This window comes from Lewinella sp. IMCC34183, assembly GCF_003390915.1.
GTDB lineage: Bacteria > Bacteroidota > Bacteroidia > Chitinophagales > Saprospiraceae > Neolewinella.
The window spans coordinates 387082-407185 of record NZ_QMEM01000002.1 but is presented as its reverse complement, the minus strand read 5'-3'; the positions used below and the strand labels follow the sequence as shown (position 1 = coordinate 407185).

14 protein-coding genes are annotated in these 20104 nt (G+C 62.7%); 10 read left to right on the top strand and 4 right to left on the bottom strand.

The window, feature by feature from the left end; genetic code table 11:
* Positions 1 to 210 precede the first annotated feature (210 nt).
* The 3 genes from DQG19_RS06885 to DQG19_RS06875 all read left to right on the top strand — a co-directional run bounded on the left by DQG19_RS06885 (position 211) and on the right by DQG19_RS06875 (position 5515).
* Positions 211 to 3435, top strand: a complete 3225-nt coding sequence (locus DQG19_RS06885; protein ID WP_116125505.1) for a VPS10 domain-containing protein — start codon at positions 211 to 213, stop codon at positions 3433 to 3435.
* A gap of 124 nt (positions 3436 to 3559) precedes the next feature.
* A complete protein-coding gene (gene pdhA, locus DQG19_RS06880; protein WP_116125504.1) occupies positions 3560 to 4618 on the top strand; it encodes a pyruvate dehydrogenase (acetyl-transferring) E1 component subunit alpha in 1059 nt (352 codons plus the stop codon).
* A 138-nt stretch (positions 4619 to 4756) separates the two neighbouring features.
* Entirely contained in the window at positions 4757 to 5515 is a 759-nt protein-coding gene (locus tag DQG19_RS06875; RefSeq protein ID WP_116125503.1) for a tetratricopeptide repeat protein, read from the top strand.
* A gap of 24 nt (positions 5516 to 5539) precedes the next feature.
* Here DQG19_RS06875 and DQG19_RS06870 read toward each other — a convergent pair whose 3' ends face one another.
* Positions 5540 to 6301, bottom strand: a complete 762-nt coding sequence (locus DQG19_RS06870; protein ID WP_116125502.1) for a T9SS type A sorting domain-containing protein — start codon at positions 6299 to 6301, stop codon at positions 5540 to 5542.
* Between the two features lie 146 nt (positions 6302 to 6447).
* Here DQG19_RS06870 and pheT point away from each other — a divergent pair, with 146 nt between their 5' ends.
* From pheT to rny, 4 genes are read left to right on the top strand one after another with little or no spacing between them, the layout of a single operon-like run.
* Positions 6448 to 8877 (top strand): phenylalanine--tRNA ligase subunit beta, encoded by a 2430-nt coding sequence (pheT, locus tag DQG19_RS06865; RefSeq protein WP_116125501.1) that lies wholly within the window; start codon positions 6448 to 6450, stop codon positions 8875 to 8877.
* Positions 8878 to 8905: 28 nt separating this feature from the next.
* The gene (locus DQG19_RS06860) at positions 8906 to 9199 is read left to right on the top strand and encodes a hypothetical protein (protein ID WP_116125500.1); all 294 of its coding nucleotides are present in this window, start codon (positions 8906 to 8908) and stop codon (positions 9197 to 9199) included.
* A 3-nt stretch (positions 9200 to 9202) separates the two neighbouring features.
* Positions 9203 to 9505 (top strand): cell division protein ZapA, encoded by a 303-nt coding sequence (locus DQG19_RS06855; protein ID WP_116125499.1) that lies wholly within the window; start codon positions 9203 to 9205, stop codon positions 9503 to 9505.
* 30 nt (positions 9506 to 9535) lie between these two features.
* Positions 9536 to 11206, top strand: a complete 1671-nt coding sequence (rny, locus tag DQG19_RS06850) for a ribonuclease Y (protein ID WP_116125498.1) — start codon at positions 9536 to 9538, stop codon at positions 11204 to 11206.
* Positions 11207 to 11326: 120 nt separating this feature from the next.
* Here the strand turns inward: rny and DQG19_RS06845 are convergent, their stop codons facing one another.
* Genes DQG19_RS06845 through DQG19_RS06835 form a run of 3 tightly spaced genes read right to left on the bottom strand, consistent with a single transcriptional unit; the run spans position 11327 to position 14513 of the window.
* Positions 11327 to 12556, bottom strand: a complete 1230-nt coding sequence (locus tag DQG19_RS06845) for a T9SS type A sorting domain-containing protein (RefSeq protein WP_116125497.1) — start codon at positions 12554 to 12556, stop codon at positions 11327 to 11329.
* 17 nt (positions 12557 to 12573) lie between these two features.
* Positions 12574 to 13722, bottom strand: coding sequence for a thioredoxin family protein (locus tag DQG19_RS06840; RefSeq protein WP_116125496.1), 1149 nt, complete (start codon positions 13720 to 13722; stop codon positions 12574 to 12576).
* The gene (locus DQG19_RS06835; RefSeq protein WP_116125495.1) at positions 13719 to 14513 is read right to left on the bottom strand and encodes a hypothetical protein; all 795 of its coding nucleotides are present in this window, start codon (positions 14511 to 14513) and stop codon (positions 13719 to 13721) included. Before DQG19_RS06835 ends, DQG19_RS06840 begins: the two co-directional genes overlap by 4 nt.
* Before the next feature lie 349 nt (positions 14514 to 14862).
* Between DQG19_RS06835 and DQG19_RS06830 the strand changes: the two genes are divergently transcribed.
* The 3 genes from DQG19_RS06830 (at position 14863) to deoC (ending at position 20096) form a co-directional block, all read left to right on the top strand.
* Positions 14863 to 15882 (top strand): phosphotransferase, encoded by a 1020-nt coding sequence (locus DQG19_RS06830; protein WP_116125494.1) that lies wholly within the window; start codon positions 14863 to 14865, stop codon positions 15880 to 15882.
* A gap of 170 nt (positions 15883 to 16052) precedes the next feature.
* Positions 16053 to 19370: a preprotein translocase subunit SecA gene (secA, locus tag DQG19_RS06825; protein ID WP_116125493.1), complete on the top strand. Its 3318-nt coding sequence runs from the start codon at positions 16053 to 16055 to the stop codon at positions 19368 to 19370.
* A gap of 90 nt (positions 19371 to 19460) precedes the next feature.
* Positions 19461 to 20096 carry a deoxyribose-phosphate aldolase gene (gene deoC / locus DQG19_RS06820; protein WP_116125492.1) on the top strand — a complete coding sequence of 212 codons (636 nt, stop codon included), beginning with the start codon at positions 19461 to 19463 and terminating at the stop codon, positions 20094 to 20096.
* Positions 20097 to 20104 lie beyond the last annotated feature (8 nt).

Here is a 20104-nt window from a genome sequence, read left to right as displayed (position 1 = left end):
CCACATCGGATGTGGGGGACAATCATCTTTTGTCTAAAGATCAGGCATTCAGCGGTTTACTCCATTGTCTGCTCGCGGTGACCGGCTGAGGGTGCGCAAAAGGGCCCCACATCGGATGTGGTCCACATCCGATGTGGGGAGGCGGCCGGTCCGCCGCGTCCTTTTTTCGGGTTAAAGCTTTTCCTATATTCAGAGCTTCAATCCGTACCTATGACCAAAGCGCTACTCTTTCCTTTTCTGCTGCTAAGCTCCCTGTGCCTGCTGGCGCAGGACAAGCCCGAGACCATAACCGGCCTGCCACTCCGCAACGTGGGCCCCGCCTTCGTGTCCGGCCGCATCGCCGATATCGCCCTCGACCCCACCGACGACCATACCTGGTACGTGGCGGTGGGCTCCGGCGGCCTGTGGAAAACCGAAAACTCCGGCGTAACGTGGGATCCCATCTTCGACGATTATTCCAGCTACTCTACCGGAGCAGTGACCATCGACCCCTCCAACCCGGCCCGCATTTGGCTGGGGACTGGTGAGAACGTCGGCGGCCGCCACGTCGGCTACGGCGACGGCGTGTACCGCAGCGACGACGCCGGGAAATCCTGGAAGAACGTCGGCCTGAAGGACTCGGAGCACATTTCCAAAATTGTCGTCCACCCCGACGACTCCAACACCGTATGGGTAGCCGCCCAGGGGCCCCTGTGGTCGAAGGGCGGCGAACGCGGCCTGTACATGACCACCGACGGCGGCGAAAGCTGGACCAAGACCCTCGGCGACGCGGAATGGACCGGCGTGACCGACATCCTCATCGACCCCCGCGACCCCGACGTACTCTACGCCGCCACCTGGCAGCGCCACCGCACCGTAGCCGCCTACCTCGGCAGCGGCCCCGGCTCGGGCATCCACCGCAGCCGTGATGGGGGGAAGACGTGGGAGAAACTCACCACCGGCCTCCCCGGTGAGAATATGGGCAAGATCGGCCTGGCCATCAGCCCGCAGCAGCCCGACGTAGTGTACGCGGCCATCACCCTGGCCCGGACCACCGGTGGCGTGTGGCGCTCCGATAATCAGGGAGCCAACTGGAAGAAGATGAGCAATACCGTCAGCGGCGGTACCGGCCCCCACTATTACCAGGAGCTCTACGCCAGCCCCCACGCCTTCGACCGGCTCTACCTGATGAACGTACGCACGCTGGTCAGCGACGACGGCGGTGCCAACTTCCGACAGCTGAAGGAAGAGCGCAAGCACTCCGACAACCACGCCCTCGCCTTCCGCGCCGACGACCCCGACTACCTGCTGATCGGCACCGACGCCGGCCTCTACGAGAGCTACGACCTGGCTGAAAACTGGCGCTTCATCGACAATATGCCCATCACCCAGTACTATAAGGTGGCGGTCGACGACCGCAAGCCGTTCTACCACATCTTCGGCGGTACCCAGGACAACGGCAGTACCGGTGGCCCGAGCCGCACCGACAGCGAAGCCGGCATCCTGAATGGCAACTGGTACAAGACCCTCGGCGCCGACGGCCACCAGTCGGCCACCGAACCCGGCAACCCCGACATCATCTACGCCGAAACCCAGCAGGGCGGCCTGCACCGCGTCGACCTGAAGACCGGCGAACGCGTAATGGTACAGCCCCAGCCGCGCGCCGGCGACCCTCATGAGCGGTTCAACTGGGACGCGCCCATCGTGGTGTCGCCCCACGACCCCTCCCGCCTCTACGTTGCCAGCTACCGCGTGTGGCGCAGCGATAGCCGCGGCGATGACTGGACGCCCATCAGCGGCGACCTGACCCGCAACGAGGAACGCCTCGCCCGGCCCATTATGGGCGGCACCCAAAGCTGGGATAACGCCTGGGACGTAGGCGCCATGTCCAACTACAATACCATCACCTCCCTCTCGGAGTCGCCCGTGCGCCCGGGACTGGTATGGGCCGGTACCGACGACGGCATCCTACAGGTCACCCAGGACGGTGGCGAACGCTGGAAGAAGATCATGGTGAGCGAGCTGCCCGGCGTACCGGAGCGTGCCTTCGTCAATGACATCAAGGCCGACCGCTACGATGCCAATACGGTATACGTCAGCCTCGACAACCACAAGGAAGGCGACTTCAGTCCCTACCTGTACAAAAGCACCGACCTCGGTGAAACCTGGACCGACCTGGGCAGCAGCCTCCCCGACCGCACCCTGGTCTGGCGGCTGGTGCAGGATTTTGAGCAACCGGAACTGCTGTTCATCGGTACCGAGAACGGTATCTACACCTCCCTCGACGGGGGCGGGGGATGGAAGAAGCTGGCCGGTACGCCCACTATCCCCTTCCGCGACTTGGCCATCCAGGAGCGGGAGAACGATCTGGTCGGTGCCAGCTTCGGCCGCGGCTTCTGGATACTGGACGACTACAGCCCTCTCCGCGAAATGACCGACGCAAACCTGGAGGCGGAAGCCCACCTGTTTACCCCCCGCGATGCCTGGTGGTACGTGCCCCGTGACAACGACCCCGGCGTGGGTGCCAACGTCTACGCGGCGGAGAACCCCGAATTCGGTGCCACCTTCACCTATCACCTCCGCGATGGGTACACCAGCAAGGAAAAGGCCCGGCAGAAGATGGAAAAGGAACTGACCGAGCAGGGAGAGAACATTCCCTTCCCCGGCTACGCGGCCCTCGACGAGGAGAAGAACGAACGGGCCCCAAAGGTGTGGCTGACCGTATACGACGCCGACGGGAACGTAGTGCGCAAGGTTGCTGGTGATACCGGGGCGGGGCTGCACCGCACTACCTGGGATCTCCGTTATCCTTCCTTTTTTCCCGTACGTCCGGGACAGAGCGGCGGTGGAGGCCGCTGGTCGTCCGGGCCGCTGGCGGCACCAGGTACCTATAGTGTTACCCTGTCGCGGGAAGAAAACGGAGAGGTGAGCGAGCTGGGTGGACCGGTAAGCTTCGAGGTAAAACCCCTCCATGAACCTACCCTAGAGCAGCCCGACCCCGCCGAATACCAGGCGTATCACGAAAAGATGCGCGAAGTACAGCAGCAGATCGCCCGCGTACAGGAGTTCATGTCGGAGGCCGGCGATCAGGTCGCCGCCATGGAAACGGCTCTCGAGCGGTCCGCGGTAGCCCCCGGTGCCCTGAACGGCAAGCTGTATGAGGTAAAGCAGGAACTTAACCGCCTGCAGGTCGAGCTGGAAGGCAGCCCGAGCCGTAACGAAATCGGCGAGCGCAATGCTCCCACCATCGGCGACTTCTTCTCTACGGGGTACCGGGGCTTAACGACCACCTACGGTCCCACCCCCAACCACCGGAGGAGCCTGGATATCGCCGCCGGTCAGTTAGCCGACCTTATGCCCGAAATCGAGCGGCTGCGTGACGAAACCCTGCCCGCACTGCGGCAGGAACTACGGGAAGCCGGAGCCCCGTACATCCTCGGCACGGGAACACGCTAACAAATACGACCGCTAAACTATGGCCATCCCGGGGGGTTAACCTTAGAGCCCCCCGGGATAACCCGGCGTGAGCTATATTTAGAAGGTAAACCTCCCGCAACAAGCGAAAATTCGCTAACTGAGTATGGATACAGCGCAAAAAAAGACTGCCGATACAACGGCCCCAACTACGACCGCTAAGAAGAATGGTGTAGCTAAAGAACAGAAGTACAGCAAGGAGCAGTACCTCGACTGGTACACCCTCATGCTGCGGATTCGCCGCTTCGAGGAGCGGGCCCTGATGGCCTACGGGCAGCAGGACGTCCGTGGGTTCTGCCACGTCTACATCGGCCAGGAGGCCGTAGCCGCCGGTATCGAAAGCGCTATCACCAAAGAGGATGGCATCGTGACCGCCTACCGGCAGCACGGTACGGCCATCGGTCGCGGCGTAGAGCCCAAGGCCGCTATGGCCGAACTCTACGGCAAAGCGACCGGCGTGGTGAAGGGGAAAGGTGGATCCATGCACTTCTTCAGCCGCGAGAACAAATACTTCGGGGGCAACGGCATCGTTGGTGCCCAGATCCCCATCGGTACCGGTATCGCCTTCGCGGAGAAGTACAAAAAGACCAATAACCTGTGCGTCGTTATGTTCGGCGACGGTGCCGCCCGCCAGGGTGCGCTCTGGGAAAGCTGGAACATGGCCATGACGTGGAAGGTGCCCGCGCTCTACATCTGCGAGAACAATGGCTACGCCATGGGTACCAGCGTCGCGCGGACAAGCAACGTCACCGACCTCAGCAAGCTGGGCGAGAGCTTCGACATGCCCAGTGAAAGCGTCGACGGCATGAGCCCGGAGGCCGTACACGAGGCCGTTTCCCGCGCCGCGGAGCATATCCGCTCCGGTAAAGGACCCTATTACCTCGAGATCAAGACCTACCGCTACAAGGGCCACTCCGTATCGGACCCCGCCCGCTACCGCGAGAAGGACGAGGTGAAGACCTACCAGGATCGCGACCCCGTCAAGGTGACCGAGAAGATGATCGTGGATAACGGCATCGCCACCGAAGCGGAGATCAAGGAGATCAAGGACAGCATCAAGAAGGAGATCGCCGAGGCCGCGCAGTTTGCCGCCGACAGCCCGTACCCCGACGGAGCGGATCTGTACGCCGATAACTACTCCCAGCCTTACCCCTTCCTCACCTAACCGCGGTCCGTTGCGATCGTACCCGTTGACGGCCCGACAACTTGTCGGCTGACTACCCCGTGGTATTCCTCCGGAGTACCGTATCTTTGCGCCACTTTTTCAGCGGCGTACGGCGTCGCGGGCAGTACTTAGACTATTATGGCAAGAAAGAATAACATTGGACGCCGCCCGACCGGCACGCCCCGTGGCGGTCGCCGCACCGGCGATGAAGAACAGATCCGGATCGAGGAGGATGACACCCTGGTAAACGTCGTCGAGGTCGGCGATCAGGGGCGTGACTTCTTCGAACGCAACCGCAAACCCCTGATTATCGGCGTTGTCGCCCTGATCGCAATCGTGGCAGGTGCCCTGCTCTACCAGACCTTCATCCAGCGGCCCGCCGAGCGCACCGCCGCCGAGCAGATGCAGCAGGCCCAGTACCAGTTCGAGCAGGACAGTTTCAGCCTCGCCCTCACCAATCCCGGACAGGGGTACCCCGGATTCCTCGACATCGCAGACGAGTACTCGAATACCGCTGCCGGTAACCTGGCCAACTACTACGCCGCCGTGAGCTACCTCAACCTCGGACAGTACGAGGCCGCCCTGGATTACTTGCAAGATTTCGATGCCGAAGGCGAACTGTTGCCCGCCATGAAAATGGGCGTAATGGGTGACCTGCAGAGCGAGCTCGGTAACCTCGACGATGCCGTCGATTCCTACCGCGAGGCAGTCGATGCTTCCGGAAAGAACTTCGTGACCGGCGGGTACTACCTGAATAAGCTCGGTCTGCTGCTGCGTCAGCAGGGCCGTGACCAGGAAGCCCTCGAGGCGTTCCGCCGGCTGAAGTCCGACTACGCCAATAGCACCGAAGCCGCCCAGGCCGATAAGTATATCGCCGCGCTGGAAAGCCAGGGATAATCGTTGATTATCGTTTGATGAGGGTCAGGCCCCGAACTCCCGGTGGAGCAATCGCAGGGTCTTAACCTTCTTACCGCTGTCGTCGTAGATCGAAATGAGGTAGAGTCCGTCGGGCAAGTTCTCGATGTCGTAACCCTCGGCTCCGGCCTCCCCTTTGAAGCTGCGCAATTGCCGGCCCAGGGTGTTGGTGACTTCCACCCGCCCGATACGCGTACCGCGCGGCGCTTCCACGAAAAATTTTTCGGCCGCCGGATTGGGGTAGAGCCGCACCGCCGTCGGGAAAGACCTGACCTCGGTTGCGGGCGGGGCGACCGAGGGATCCGTCTGCTGGGCCACCCGGGTTTCTATGGTGGCGCTACCGAGGACGGTACCCGGGAAGGTGACGTCGGTAAACCGTATATCGAGCACTCCCGTACCGGCCACGCCGTCCGGCCGCACCGCGACGTAAAAGGTGGCGGACTGTCCGGGGCCCAGCGTCACGCGCCGGCCGTTCTGTTGCTCGTCGGCGGTAAGCACGTAGGGAGTAGCGCGGCTGCTCTGGTCGAGGGAACGGTACGTCCACGCACGGGGCTGCCGGCGGGATACGGTCTCGCGGGCCAGCTGAACGGTACGTCCGGAATTATTAGTGACGACCAGGGAAGTGACGTCTTCGAATTCCTCTTCAAGATTGTCGACCAGAATTTCCTTGGTCACCTGCGCCGGTTCCACCCGCAACACGCCGCTGCCCTGCGCCGGAAGCGGCGAGAAACAGGCCAGGCAGGTGAGGACGAGTAAGAGTGCTTTCATTCGGGGGTGGGGTAGACCGGTCTAGAGGCATGAACGGAGTTACGTGCGCAAGGTTAGGTGTACTGACAATATTAATGAGGCACCGCAGCTTTTGTCACCCCGCCCCAACAGTTTAACATTTAATTACTTCGCTACCTTTGCAGCCTATGAAAGTATCGCTCAACTGGCTCAAGGAATACCTCGACATTGACCTGCCCCCGGCCCGCATCGGTGAGGTGCTGACGGGCACCGGCCTGGAAGTAGAGGGCATGGAAAAGGTAGAGTCCGTCCCGGGAGGCCTGGAAGGCGTAGTGGTGGGCCACGTACTCACCTGCGGCAAGCACCCGGGCGCCGACCGGCTCTCGCTCACCAGCGTCGACATCGGTCGTGACGCGCCGGTTTCCATTGTCTGCGGCGCCCCGAACGTGGCGGAGGGGCAGTACGTGCCGGTCGCTACGGTGGGCACGACCCTGTACCCCACCGGTGGCGAGCCGCTCACCATCAAGAAGGGCAAGATTCGCGGAGAAGTCAGCGAGGGCATGATCTGCGCCGAGGACGAGCTCGGACTCGGCGCCAGCCACGCCGGCATTCTCGTTCTTGACCAGGCCTATACCCCCGGCACCCCCGCCGCAGAGGTGTTCAACCTGGAATCGGACCACGTCTACGAGATCGGCCTGACGCCCAACCGCTCCGACGCGACCAACCACCTCGGGGTAGCTTTTGACCTGGCCGCCGCGCTTAGCGTAGGGGAAGGAAAGGAGGTAAGCGTACGCCAGCCCGACGTGACCGCCTTTTCCGCCGGCACCGCACCCGCGTTCTCCGCCCGCGTGCCCGATCCCACCCAGGCCCCGCGCTACGCCGGCCTGGTGATCGATAACCTGACGGTGGCCCCCAGCCCCGACTGGCTACGCGCCCGGCTCAATGCCGTGGGGGTACGGCCCATCAATAACGTCGTGGACGTCACCAACTACGTCCTGCACGAACTGGGGCAGCCCCTGCATGCCTTCGACTTGGACAAGATTGACGGCGGCGCGATCGTGGTCAAAAAACTGCCGGGGGGCAGCCCGTTCACCACCCTCGACGGGGTGGAGCGCAAGCTTTCGTCCGACGACCTGATGATCTGCGACGCCAACGACCGGCCCCTCTGCATTGCCGGAGTGTTCGGTGGCGCCGGCAGCGGCGTGACCGAGACGACCACCCGCGTCTTCCTGGAATCGGCCCACTTCGACCCCGGTACCGTGCGCCGCAGCAGCATGCGCTACAACCTGCGGACCGACGCGGCGCGCATCTTCGAGAAGGGCAGCGACCCCAACATCGTCGTCTACGCCCTGCAGCGGGCCGCCCTGCTGCTGCAGGAACTGGCCGGCGGCACCGTCACCAGCCAGTTGCTGGACCTCTACCCCGAACCCGTGCAGCCGCGGGAGGTGGAGGTACGCTACCAGCGGGTCGACGACCTCATCGGCGTGGCCCTGGGCCGCGACACCATCCACAATATCCTGCAGAGCATGGCCATGGAGGTCACCGGCGAAACCGACACGGCCTTCACCGTAGCCGTACCCACCAACAAGGTGGACGTAACCCGGGAAGTGGACGTCATCGAGGAGATCCTGCGGGTATACGGCTTCAACAACGTACCCGAGCCGGAGACCATCACGACGGCCATGGTCGTAGCGCCCGATCCGGACCCCAACGCCCTGCGCGAACGCATCGGCGACCTGCTGGCGGCCAACGGCTTTTACGAGATGATGGCGGTAAGCCTGACCGAGCGCCGCTACTACCCCGAACGGGAGGACCTGGTGGGCATCAACAATACGAGCAACGTACACCTGGACATCCTGCGGCCCGACCTGCTCTTCAGCGCGCTGGACGCCGTGCGCCACAACCTGAATTTCAGCCAGCGCGACCTGCGCCTCTTCGAGTTTGGCCGCAGTTACCACCTCGGCGGCGGCCGCTATCGGGAGGTCAACCACCTCACCCTGACCCTCACCGGCCGTCGGGAGCCCGAATCGTGGCACACCGAAGGCGAGGGGAGCCGGGCGGGATTCTACACGCTCAAGGCGGCGGTGGAGCTCGTGTTGCAACGCCTGGGAATCGATAACTACCGTACGGCGGAGGCCGCCCCGGCGGACGACTACGCCTACGGCCTGCGGTACCACAAGGGCCCGCTGGAGCTCGTGGACTTCGGCGCGGTCGCGGGTGCAAAGCTGGAGACGGCGGCGGTAAAGGCCGGGGTATTCTACGCCGACTTCAACTGGGACAATTTGCTGCGCGTGTTGCCCCGCAAGGCCACGGCGGTCGTTACCCCGGGGAAATACCCTACCGTCCGGCGCGACCTGGCACTGGTGGTGGACCGCACCGTGGCCTTCGCCGACATCGAGCGGTTGGCGGGCAAGGCGGGCAAGCAGCTCATCACGGAGATCAACCTGTTCGACGTGTACCAGAACGCCGAGCAGCTGGGGGCGGACAAGAAGAGCTACGCGGTAAGCTTCCTGCTGGAGAGCGGCGAACGCACCCTGAAGGATCAGGAGGTGGACAAGGCGATGCGCGCCGTGGAGGCCGTGCTCGCCAAGCAGTTGGGCGCGGAGGTTCGACGGTAATGGTTACCTTTACCCCAACTAATTCACTATGAACCCGGCAACCCAAATTGACGGACTAGAAATAAAACTTCGGCAACTTGCCGCCAAAGTGGAGCGCCAGCGGGCGCAGCACGAGGCGGTACTTGCCGAAAACGAAACCCTGAAGCGCGAACTCGACCACCAACTCGGGGTCGTGAGCACGCTGAAGGACAAGCTAGCGCAGACCCAGCGACCCGCACCGGCCGCCGGGAGCCCGCCGGCCGACAACGCCGAGCAACGGGAGGCCATCGAATTTTGCCTCCAGGAGATCGACCGTTGCCTGGACTGGCTTCACCGTAACTAAGTCATGGCAGATAACGCCCAGGATAATAAGCCGATCAGCGTGGTCATTGCGGGCCGCCCCTATCCCATCCGCGTCGGGGAGGCCGAGGAGGAGGGCCTGCGGGCGCTGGTCAAGGAGATCAACGACCGCTTCAACGACTTCCAGATCCGCTACCGCGACCGCGACAAGCAGGACTGTCTCGTAATGACCCTGCTTACCTACGCCAGCGAATTGCGTAGCGCGCGGGACCAGGCCGACAGCGGCAGCGATGCCGCCCTGAGCGAACGCCTGGCCAAACTGAATGACTTGGTTGAGGGGATGCTCTAGCGAGCTTCACAACTTCAACATATACAGATCATGGATATCATCATCGGGCTCGTTATCGGGCTCATCGTAGGCGGCACCATCGCCTACTTCATCTTTGGCGGCAAGGCCAAGGAGCAGGACCAGTCCCACCAGCAGGAGGCAGAAAAACTGCTGGCCGAAGCCCGCCTGAAGGCCGAAAAGGTCCAGGCCGACGCCGAACTCCGGGCCGAGAAAACCTTTGCCGAGTACAAGGAAAAGCAGGAAGCCTTCAAAAAGGAAAAGATCGCCGAGAGCCGCGAAAAATTCGCCCGCTACAAGGAGGAGTTCAAGCAAGAGAAAGCCGAGGAGCTCGTCGAACTGCGCGAAAAGCGCGAAGCACTCAAGGAGGAGCAGGCCAGCATGAAGGAGGAGCGCGCCGGCTTCAAGGCCGAGCTCGACGAGGTACTCACCGCCAAGGAAGGACTCAAAAAGCGGGAAGAAGAGATCGAAGCGCGCAAGCAGCTCCTGTCCGAGGAGATCGACCGCACCCGCGAGAAGCAGGAAGAACTCGACCACCAGCACGAACGCTTCTCCGCCGAGCTCGAACGTATCGCCGGCCTGAGCCAGGCCGACGCCAAGCAACGCCTGCTGGAGGACGTGCGGGCCAAGTCAGAGAACGACGCCCTCAGCCTGCGCCGCGAGCTGCTGGAGGAAGCCCGGGAGGACGCCGCCAAGGACGCCCGTAAGGTGGTCATCAACACCATCCAGCGCATGTGTGCTGAAATGACGATCGAAAACACCGTGTCGGTCTTCAGTCTCGACAACGATAACGTCAAGGGCCAGATCATTGGCCGCGAGGGTCGTAACATTCGTGCCATCGAGGCCGCCACCGGTGCTGAACTGGTCGTGGACGATACCCCGGAAACGATCGTGATCTCCAGTTTCGACCCCATCCGCCGCGAAGTCGCCCGCCTGTCGCTCAAGCGGCTCGTAAGCGACGGCCGCATCCACCCCGCCCGCATCGAGGAAGTCGTCAACAAGACCCGCAAGGAACTCGAGGCCGGGATCAAGGAGATCGGCCAGAAGACCGTCATTGAACTCGACATTCACGGCCTGCCCGCCGACCTGATCCGCATGGTTGGCCGCATGCGCTACCGCAGCAGCTACGGACAGAACCTGCTCAAGCACAGCGTCGAGACCGCCCACCTCTGCGCCGTCATGGCCGCCGAAATGGGACTCAATAAAAAGCAGGTGAAACTGGCCAAGCGCGCCGGCCTGCTCCACGATATCGGCAAGGTCGCCGACGAGGACAGCGAACTGAGCCACGCGCTCTACGGCATGCAAATGGCGGAGAAGCTGAACGAGAACCCCATTGTGGTCAACGCCATCGGCGCCCACCACGACGAGATCGAAATGAATAACATCATCTCGCCCATCGTGCAGGCCTGTGACGCCATCAGTGGCGCCCGGCCCGGTGCGCGGCGGGAGATCCTGGAAGGCTACATCAACCGTATCAAGGAACTGGAGGAGATCGCCAAGAAGAACGAGGGCGTAAGCTCGGCCTTTGCCATGCAGGCCGGCCGCGAGCTTCGGGTAATGGTGGAAGCCGAGAAGGTGAGCGACCAGCACGCCAACGAGCTGAGCTTCAAGATCAGTCAGGAAATTCAGGAAACGATGCAGTACCCCGGCCAGATCAAGGTGATGGTGATCCGGGAGACCCGCGCCGTGGCTTTCGCCCGCTAGGACGATCCGCCGGGACCACAAATCCTGAACAACCAGCCACGAAGCAAGAAGGCCACCCGATACGATCGGGTGGCCTTCTTGCTTCGTAGAGGGCCGCAATCGCCCGCCCGTTTGCTGTGTTTATCTGACGACAACACGGCCACTGAACGCCCGGTCACCGTCCGGGACGAAGAGCGTGTACAGCCCGGGGGGCAGTTTGTCCACCGATACCCGGGCCTCGCCGTACTGCCCGCTAATGTCCTGACGGAAGGCTTCGCGGCCATCCGGGCCGTAGAGGATGGCCACGGTGGGGGTATGCACTTCCGCCAGGGAGAGCCGGAAGCTGCCCGCCGCCGGGTTGGGGTAGATGCCCAGCTGTCCGGCGTAAACTTCGGAGGTAGAAGTGAGGTCAAAGCGCAGGGGCCACCCCAGATCGTAGAGGATACCCAGGGTCACGGGGCCGGGGTCGTGGATGGCCTCGCCCGCCGCCAGGGAGGGTGTCATGAGGGCGTTCTGCGTGCCGGTCCGGTATGCTTGCTCGTCGAGGTGACTAACGCTGCTGCCCACGTCGAAGGTTTCCGGCGCGAACAGGGGGACCAATTCCCCGCCGTTCTTGGCCATGGCACTTTCTCCGGCGAAGTCCAGCCGGTCGATGACGGCGGCCAGTAATTCGGGAGAGGGATTCTCGAACTCCGCGGCGTCGACCAGGGAGCGGCCGGGGGGAGTTTCCAGGAAGAGGTCGTAAATGACGAAGAGCCCGTCGAGTCCGATCGTGACGGTGGTGTCGGTGGTGCTGTCGATGCTGCTGAGGAAGCCCAGACCGTGGCCCAGTTCGTGCAGGAAGACAGTGGCCAGGTCGATGCGGTTACGCGGTACCCGCCCGTCGGTGCTGTAGTTCCAGTTGGCGGTGCTGTTGACGACGACGAAGATATCGGCATCGTCCGGGCTGTTCAGCGTATCGCCCTGTATGGCTTCCGCCAGCGCTACCGGGTACCAGGTGCTGCGGTTGACGCCGCCGACGAAGCCGCGGTAGAAGGTAGCGGGACCCGCGCTGGCCAGCAGGCGGTCATCGTCCTCGTCGCGCCAGTCGACTTCCACCCGGACGGGCACGTTCGACTGCAGGTAGCTGCCCCAGATGTCCGCCGCGAATTGCATGCTGTTACGGGCCTCTTCCGGCACGCTTTCCGCGAAGATGAGGTCGAACGTAGTGGTGATATCGGCGCTGCCGTCAACGATGCTGGCCCGGGGGGGCATGAAGGCACCGAAGGCGGTGTCGCGGGTTTCGCAGGTAATGATTCTTCCCGCGGTGTCGAGCGGTACCTGGGCCCGGGCTACGGCGCCGAGCAGTAACAGTAGGAGGGTGAAACGCATAGGGAGGGGTTGGCGGGCTATTGGAAAATCTTCTGGGTATCGCTGTAATCGAGGTCGTCGGCCTTGGCGTACTCGATGGCCCGGTGGGCGGCGGCTTCGGCTTTTTCCTGCTGGCCCGTCTTGTGGTAGAGCCAGGCCAGGGTATCCAGGTTGGGGTAGTAGGGGTGGAGTTCCACCGATCTTTCCGCCCACTCGACAGCCTTCGCCAGCTGGGCGGGGTCGTCGCTGTTCTCGAAGAAGGCCCAGGCTACGCCGTTGAGCTCGGTATAGTCCTCCGAAGGGTAGCGGGAGTAGTGGTCCATGGCCAGCGGCAGGTAGTGCTTCATGTCACCCTTGCGCTCGTAGTACATGAGAGCATAGGAGGAGTGCAGCTGCTGCCAGAGGGGACCGGCTTCGGTTTCGTAGTATTCGCGGATATTGTCGGGGGCCACCAGGCTACGCTTGCGGTGCTCGCGGTGGTAGGTATTTACCAGGGCGCGCTGGATGGTGGAGGTGGCGGAGCCGGCACCCAGGGCCGCTTCGATCTCCGCGGCGTGCTCGATCAGGTAGTCCATCCGTGGGTCTCCGATGCCGCCCGGACTGGCCAGGAGCAGCTGGAGGTTGGCGGGGGTGGACCAGTCTTCCTGCCCCGTGAGGTATTCGGAAACGACGCGGTCGGCGCGCGACTCGTCCATGGCGTTCGTGAGGGCCATGGCAAAGTTTTGCAGGAACTCCGGGTCGCGCTCGCCGGCGTCGAAGCGGGCTTCGAGAGCGCCCAGGCTGCGGTCGGAGACGGCCACGTCGGCGAGTTCGAGCAGGGCGGGCTTGGGGATATAACCGAGACCCTTGTGGACGAGGTTGCCGTCGCCGTTAACGAAGAGGTAGGTGGGATAGGCGGCTACGTCGTAGCGGGCGGCCAAGCCGGGGCCTTCCCCCTTCTCCATGTCGAACTTGGCGTTGATGAAGCGCTCGTTGTAGACCGCACCGACGGCGGAGTCGGGAAATACCTTCGCGGTCATCATCTTGCAGGGGCCGCACCAGGTGGTGTAGGCGTCGATGAAGATCAGTTTGTCCTCCGCCTTCGCCTGGGCAAGCAGGGCATCGAAGGGCTGTTCGGTGAAGGATATACCGCCGTCCTGAGCGGCCACGAAGGCGGGCAGGAGGAATAGGAAGAAGAGGTGCTTCATAATTCTGGTCCGCCGAGAAGGCGGAATTTGGTGGAGTCAATACGCTTACCGGCGCCGCCGCCGGGAAGAAAGGGCTTGGGAGGCCGGCCGGCGGCCCGGTAGCGGTCGCCGTAGAACTCCCGCTTGCTGGGATGGTCGGCCGCGCAAAGGTTAAAGATACCCGTTACGCGGCGGGTAATAACGAAACGCAGGGCCGCAACGGCCCGCTGCTGCCCAATTAGGTTAACGGGTGCATCGGCCTCCGGGATGGCTTCCCGCCGCCGAAAAAAGTCGATCGGGTCGCGGCCGGGACCGAACAAGCCCCCCAACCGCAGGATCGCCAGGGAGGGTGCGTGCTCCCGGAGCCACCGTTCCGCCGCCACCGTGGCCCGCGAGGATGCGGTATCCGGAGCGACGGGTGTAGTCTCGGTCACCGTACCCGTTACCGCGTTACCGTATACCCCCGTGCTGCTCGTGTACAGGACGTGCAGGCCGTTCCGAAGGAAAGGAGCCAGCGGGGCCAGCGCGGAAAGGTAGTACTCCGTTGTGCGTTCCCCATGCGTGCGCCCGCCCGGAGGGAGGGTGATCACGAGGGTATCGGCACCGTCCAGGAAGGCCGGCAGCTCACCTGCGGCCGCGGGGAGGTCGATGTCGTACGGTTGCCCGCCCGCCGCCCGGATGGCCTCTGCCCCGGACGGGGAGCGGCAGGACCCCCGGATGGCGTGGTCACCGGCCAGGTCCGTCAGGAGGGGGAGGCCCAGCCACCCCGTACCCAGGATTGCGACAGTGGGCGGAAGCCGGGAAGCACTCAAACCGTACAGAATTGTAGAAGAGGAGACAGATATAGATGATACGTAATCATATTGGTTACATTAAGGCAAATTGATGAATAATTTAATCTTTTTGCTTGTTAAAAAGCGCGAAAAGACGTATTTTTGTCGGGACGTAAAGCAGCAGTGATAGATGCCTTCCGACCGCTCGCTGCGGTACGGGAGGCCACGAACTAACATGTTTTGAGTGAGTATTTACGGGAGGAGGGCATTGGCGTCCTCCTTTCCTTTTTTGCAACCTGTTTCGGGAGTCCCGGTGTTTTCACCGGGGCTCTTTTTTTGGGGGGGTCGGTGGTGAAACAAGTTCGGCGTCGCGCCTTATCATTGCGGAATGGCGGATGATCTACAGCAACGGTGGAGGCGCGAGACGGCCGGTGCGCGGTACCTGACCGCCGAGGATCCCCGTCAGCTGCAGGAGTATCTCGCGGCAAGCAGCTTTTTGATTCCGGAGGAGCGGGTACTATCGACCGAAGTGGCGGGGGAGGGAAATATGAACGTGACCCTGCGCGTGACCACCAACCGGCGGCAGTTCATCGTAAAACAGAGCCGGCCCTGGGTGGCCCGTTTTCCCGTTCTGGACGCACCCATCGAGCGCATCATGGTAGAACGTGGCTTTTACCACGCGACCCGCGGCGACCATTTCCTGGCCGGCCACATGCCGGAACTGCTACGGGCCGACCCGGACCACTACGTACTGGTGCTGGAGGACCTCGGCCTGGCCAACGACCTGTCGACGGTCTACCAGGAGGGCGAGGGCTTCACCCGCCGGCAACTGGCCACCCTGCTGCGGTTCGCCGGCCGGCTGCACGCCTTGAAGGTCGACGACTTCGTGGACAACCGGCCGCTGAAGACGCTCAACCACGCGCATATCTTCGATCTGCCCTTCCGGCCGGATAATGGATTCCCGCTGGACGCCATCTATCCCGGATTGGCCGAAGTGGCCCGTCCCCTGCAGCACGACGCCCGCCTGCGGGAAGCCGCCGGGAAACTCGGTGAGATCTACCTGGCGGACGGGCCCACCCTGTTGCACGGCGACTTTTACCCCGGGAGCTTCCTGAACGCGGAGGAGCGTATCTACGTGATCGACACGGAGTTCGCTCACCTGGGGCGGGCCGAGTATGATATTGGCGTACTGATGGCGCACCTACTCCTCAGCCGGACACCGCCGAAGCGGATCCGGCAGCTGGAAACCGACTACGCCAAGCCGCCGGGCTACGATACGGAGCTCGCCCGCCGGTTCTCCTACGTGGAGATCATTCGCCGTCTGATCGGCATCGCGCAGTTGCAGGTGTCGCTGACCCTGGACGAACGGCGACAATTGCTGGAACGGGCGCGGTCGGCCCTGATCTGATTCAACCGGCTTCACTGTCAGGCCGTTAGTAAAGTCCGTGACAGAATGTCGCATGTGTCCCTTTGGCGCGGATTTCGCGGCATCACGGGGCGCTGCCGGGGTATCTTTGCGTGGCGTGACCCACCCTGCACCCGCGTACCCGCCCAACCAACCAGAAAAAAGCTACACTTATGTTCGAGGCCCTAAAAAAATTGTTCGGTTCCAAGCAGGACCGAGACGTGGCGGCCTACCAGCCCGTCGTCGATGAGATTAATGAGATTTACGGGGGCCTGGCGGCGCTATCGAACGACGAACTGCGGCAGCGTACCGATGCGTTCCGTACGCGCATCAGCGAGTACCTCTCCGATATCGATGCCGAGATCAAGCGCCTCCGCACGGAAGCCGAGGCCGAGGCCGACTTTCGCCGCAAGGACGATATTTACCAGGAGGTGGACCGCCTCAGCGACCAGCGGAACGAGGAGCTGGAAGTAGTCCTGAAGGAGATCCTTCCGGCCGCCTTCGCCACGGTCAAGGAAGCGGCCCGCCGCTTTACCGAGGGCCCGCTGACCGTTACGGCTACCGACGCCGACCGAGAACTCGCGGCCGTGAAGGACTACATCACGATCGACGAATCCGGGCAGGCAACCTACAGCAACACCTGGATGGCCGCCGGCGGCGAGATCGAGTGGAACATGATCCACTACGACGTGCAGCTGATCGGCGGGCAGGTGCTCCACGACGGCAAGATCGCGGAGATGCAGACCGGTGAGGGTAAAACGCTCGTCGCTACCCTGCCGGCCTACCTGAACGGCCTCAGCGGTCGCGGGGTACACGTGGTGACCGTAAACAACTACCTCGCCCAGCGGGACGCCGAGTGGATCGGACCCGTCATGCAGTTTCTCCAGCTGAGTATCGACTGCATCGACCTGTACCGTCCCCACAGCCCGGAGCGGGTGAAGGCCTACGCCGCCGACATCACCTACGGGACCAACAACGAATTCGGCTTCGACTACCTGCGCGACAACATGGTGCGGGCCACCGCCGACAAGGTGCAGAAGCACCACCACTTCGCCATGATCGACGAGGTGGACTCCGTGCTGATCGACGATGCGCGGACGCCCCTCATCATCTCCGGTCCGGTGACCAACAACGCCGATGACCAGGACTACCTCGAACTGAAGCCGGCCATCGAGCGCCTCATCGCCCAGCAGCACAAGACGGCCAACAAGTTTCTCACCGAAGCCAAGCGACTGTTCAAGGAAGGTTACGTGGGCCCCGAAGAGGGCGAAGCGGGACTGGCCCTCTACCGGGCCTACCGGGCCTTCCCCAAGAGCCGCCCGCTCATCAAGTTCCTCAGCCAGGAGGGCGTACGCGTCATGCTGCAGAAGGCCGAGAACACCTACATGTCCGAGAACAACAAACGGATGCCGGAGGTAGACCGGGAGTTGTACTTCACCATCGACGAGAAGAACCGGCAGGTGGACCTTACCGACTTCGGTACCGAGTACCTGAGCAAGTACAACGAGGATCCCAACTTCTTCATTCTCAACGACCTGGCCACCAGTATGGCCGAGGTGGACAACCGCTCCGACCTGGATAAGGAAGAGAAGGCGCTGGCCAAGAACAAGCTGGCCCAGGACTTCGGCGTGAAGTCCAAGCGCCTCCACGCCATCAGCCAGCTGCTGAAGGCCTACGCGCTCTTCGAGCGCGACAGCGAATACGTGGTCATGGACGGACAGGTCAAGATCGTGGACGAGCAGACCGGCCGTATGATGGAAGGCCGCCGCTACTCCGACGGACTGCACCAGGCGCTGGAAGCCAAGGAGAACGTAAAGGTGGGCGAGCTGACCCAGACCTACGCCACCGTGACCCTGCAGAACTACTTCCGGATGTACCACAAGCTGTGCGGCATGACGGGTACGGCCGAGACCGAGGCCGGCGAGTTCTGGGAGATCTACAAGCTGGACGTCGTGGTCATCCCGACCAACCGGCCGATCCAGCGCGACGACCGCAACGACAAGATATACAAGACAGACCGCGAGAAATTCAACGCCGTGATCGACGACATCGTCGAGCTGAGCAACGCCGGGCGCCCCGTGCTGGTGGGTACCACCGCCGTGGACATCAGCGAGAAACTGAGCCGGATGTTGCAACTGCGCGGCATCGACCACAACGTACTGAACGCCAAGCAGCACCAGCGGGAGGCCGACATCGTCGCCGAAGCCGGACGGCCCGGCAAGGTGACCATCGCCACCAACATGGCCGGCCGGGGTACGGACATCAAAATCAACGATCAGGTGAAGCAGGCGGGCGGCCTCGCCATCGTCGGTACCGAGCGCCACGACAGCCGCCGCGTAGACCGGCAGCTCCGCGGTCGTGCCGGACGCCAGGGCGACCCCGGTTCGAGCCTCTTCTACGTCAGCCTCGAAGACAAGCTGATGCGCTACTTCCAGAGCGAGCGGATCGCCAAGTGGATGGACCGCGCCGGCCACAAGGAAGGCGACGTCATCCAGGCGGGCATCGTGACCAAGTCGATCGAGAACGCCCAGAAGAAGGTAGAGGAGAACAACTTCGGTATCCGCAAGCGCCTGCTCGAGTACGATGACGTAATGAACATCCAGCGGGAGGCGATCTACCGCAAGCGCGACAACGCCCTGAGCGGACAGCGTTTGAGCCTGGACCTCAACAACTCCTTCGAGGGACTCATCGACGATATCGTTTACGCCCACAAGCAGGGCGGCACCTACGAAACCTTCCGCCTGGCTACCCAGCGGCTGCTGGGCTTCGAATCCGAGATCCAGGAGATGGAATGGAAGAAGGGCGACGTCAACGACCTGGCGGATCGCCTGCTGATCGAATTCCGCAATTTTTACGAGAGCAAGATGGACCTCCTCGTCGAGCGCGTGATGCCCCACATCCGCAAGGTGAACGAAGAGCAGCCGGGCCGCTACCGCCGTATCATCATTCCGTTCACGGACGGCAGTACCCATCCGCTGCAGATCACGGCCGACATCGTGCGGGCCCTCGATACCGACGGCAGGAGTATCAAGTCGGACATCGAGAAAGCCGTCACCCTGGCCATCATCGACGAGAACTGGAAGGAGCACCTGCGGACGATGGACGAGCTGAAGACCTCGACCAACATGGCGTCCTTCGAGCAAAAGGATCCGCTGGTGGTGTACAAGATGGAGTCCTACAAGCTTTTCGAGGAACTCATCAGCCGCATCAACGAAAAGACCACGAGCTACCTGGCCAAGGGCGACCTGGTGATCGCGCAGCCTACCGACATTCAGGAGGCCCGCGCCCCGCGTCGCGTAGTGACCGCGCCGACCCAGGTCAACCGGAGCTCCGAGCCGGAACCTGCCGCCGCTGCCGCGCGGCAGGCCGCCGAGGCAGCCAGTCAGCCCGAAAAAGTGGAAACGTTCCAACGCGATTCGGCCAAGATCGGACGCAACGATCCCTGCCCCTGTGGCAGCGGTAAGAAGTTCAAACACTGTCACGGACGGTAAGCTGTCGGCTCCCGGGCGCCTAGATGCGCACCGGGAGCCGTATATTCGTGGCCCGCTATCAGACGGCTTTCTACACCAGACCCCACCGGATTGAACACGATTATCGACCACACCTTCCTGAGCCCCCAGGCCACCACCAGCGACATCAAGCGGCTCTGCGCGGAAGCGGTCACCCACCAGTTTCGCGCGGTCTGCATTCCGCCCTACTTCGTATCGCGGGCCCGTACGGAGCTGCACGAGACGACGGTCCGACTCGCTACCGTAGTGGGCTTTCCCTACGGCTACTCCGAAACCGCCATCAAGGTAGCCGAAGCACGCCGCTGCATTGAGGAAGGGGCCGACGAGCTGGACATCGTCATTAACCTGGCAGCCGTCAAGTCCGGGGACTGGAACTACGTCAAGACCGAAATCGAGCAAATGGCCACTACCGTCCGGTTAAAGGGCAAAGTGTGCAAGATGATCCTCGAAGTGGGCGTTCTAACCGATGAGGAGGCCCGGCGCCTCGTCGAGATCTGCAATGGCGTGCGGCCGGACTTCGTGAAGACCAGCTCGGGCGTACAGGGCGGTGCGACGCCGGAGCAGGTTCGCTTCCTCCGCGCTAACTTACATCCGGAAATCAAGATCAAGGCCAGCGGGGGTATCCGTACTAACGCCGAGGCCGAGGCCCTGGTGGCCGCCGGTGCCGACCGGCTCGGTACCTCCTCCGGTCTCGCTATTATTGAATAAATACCCTC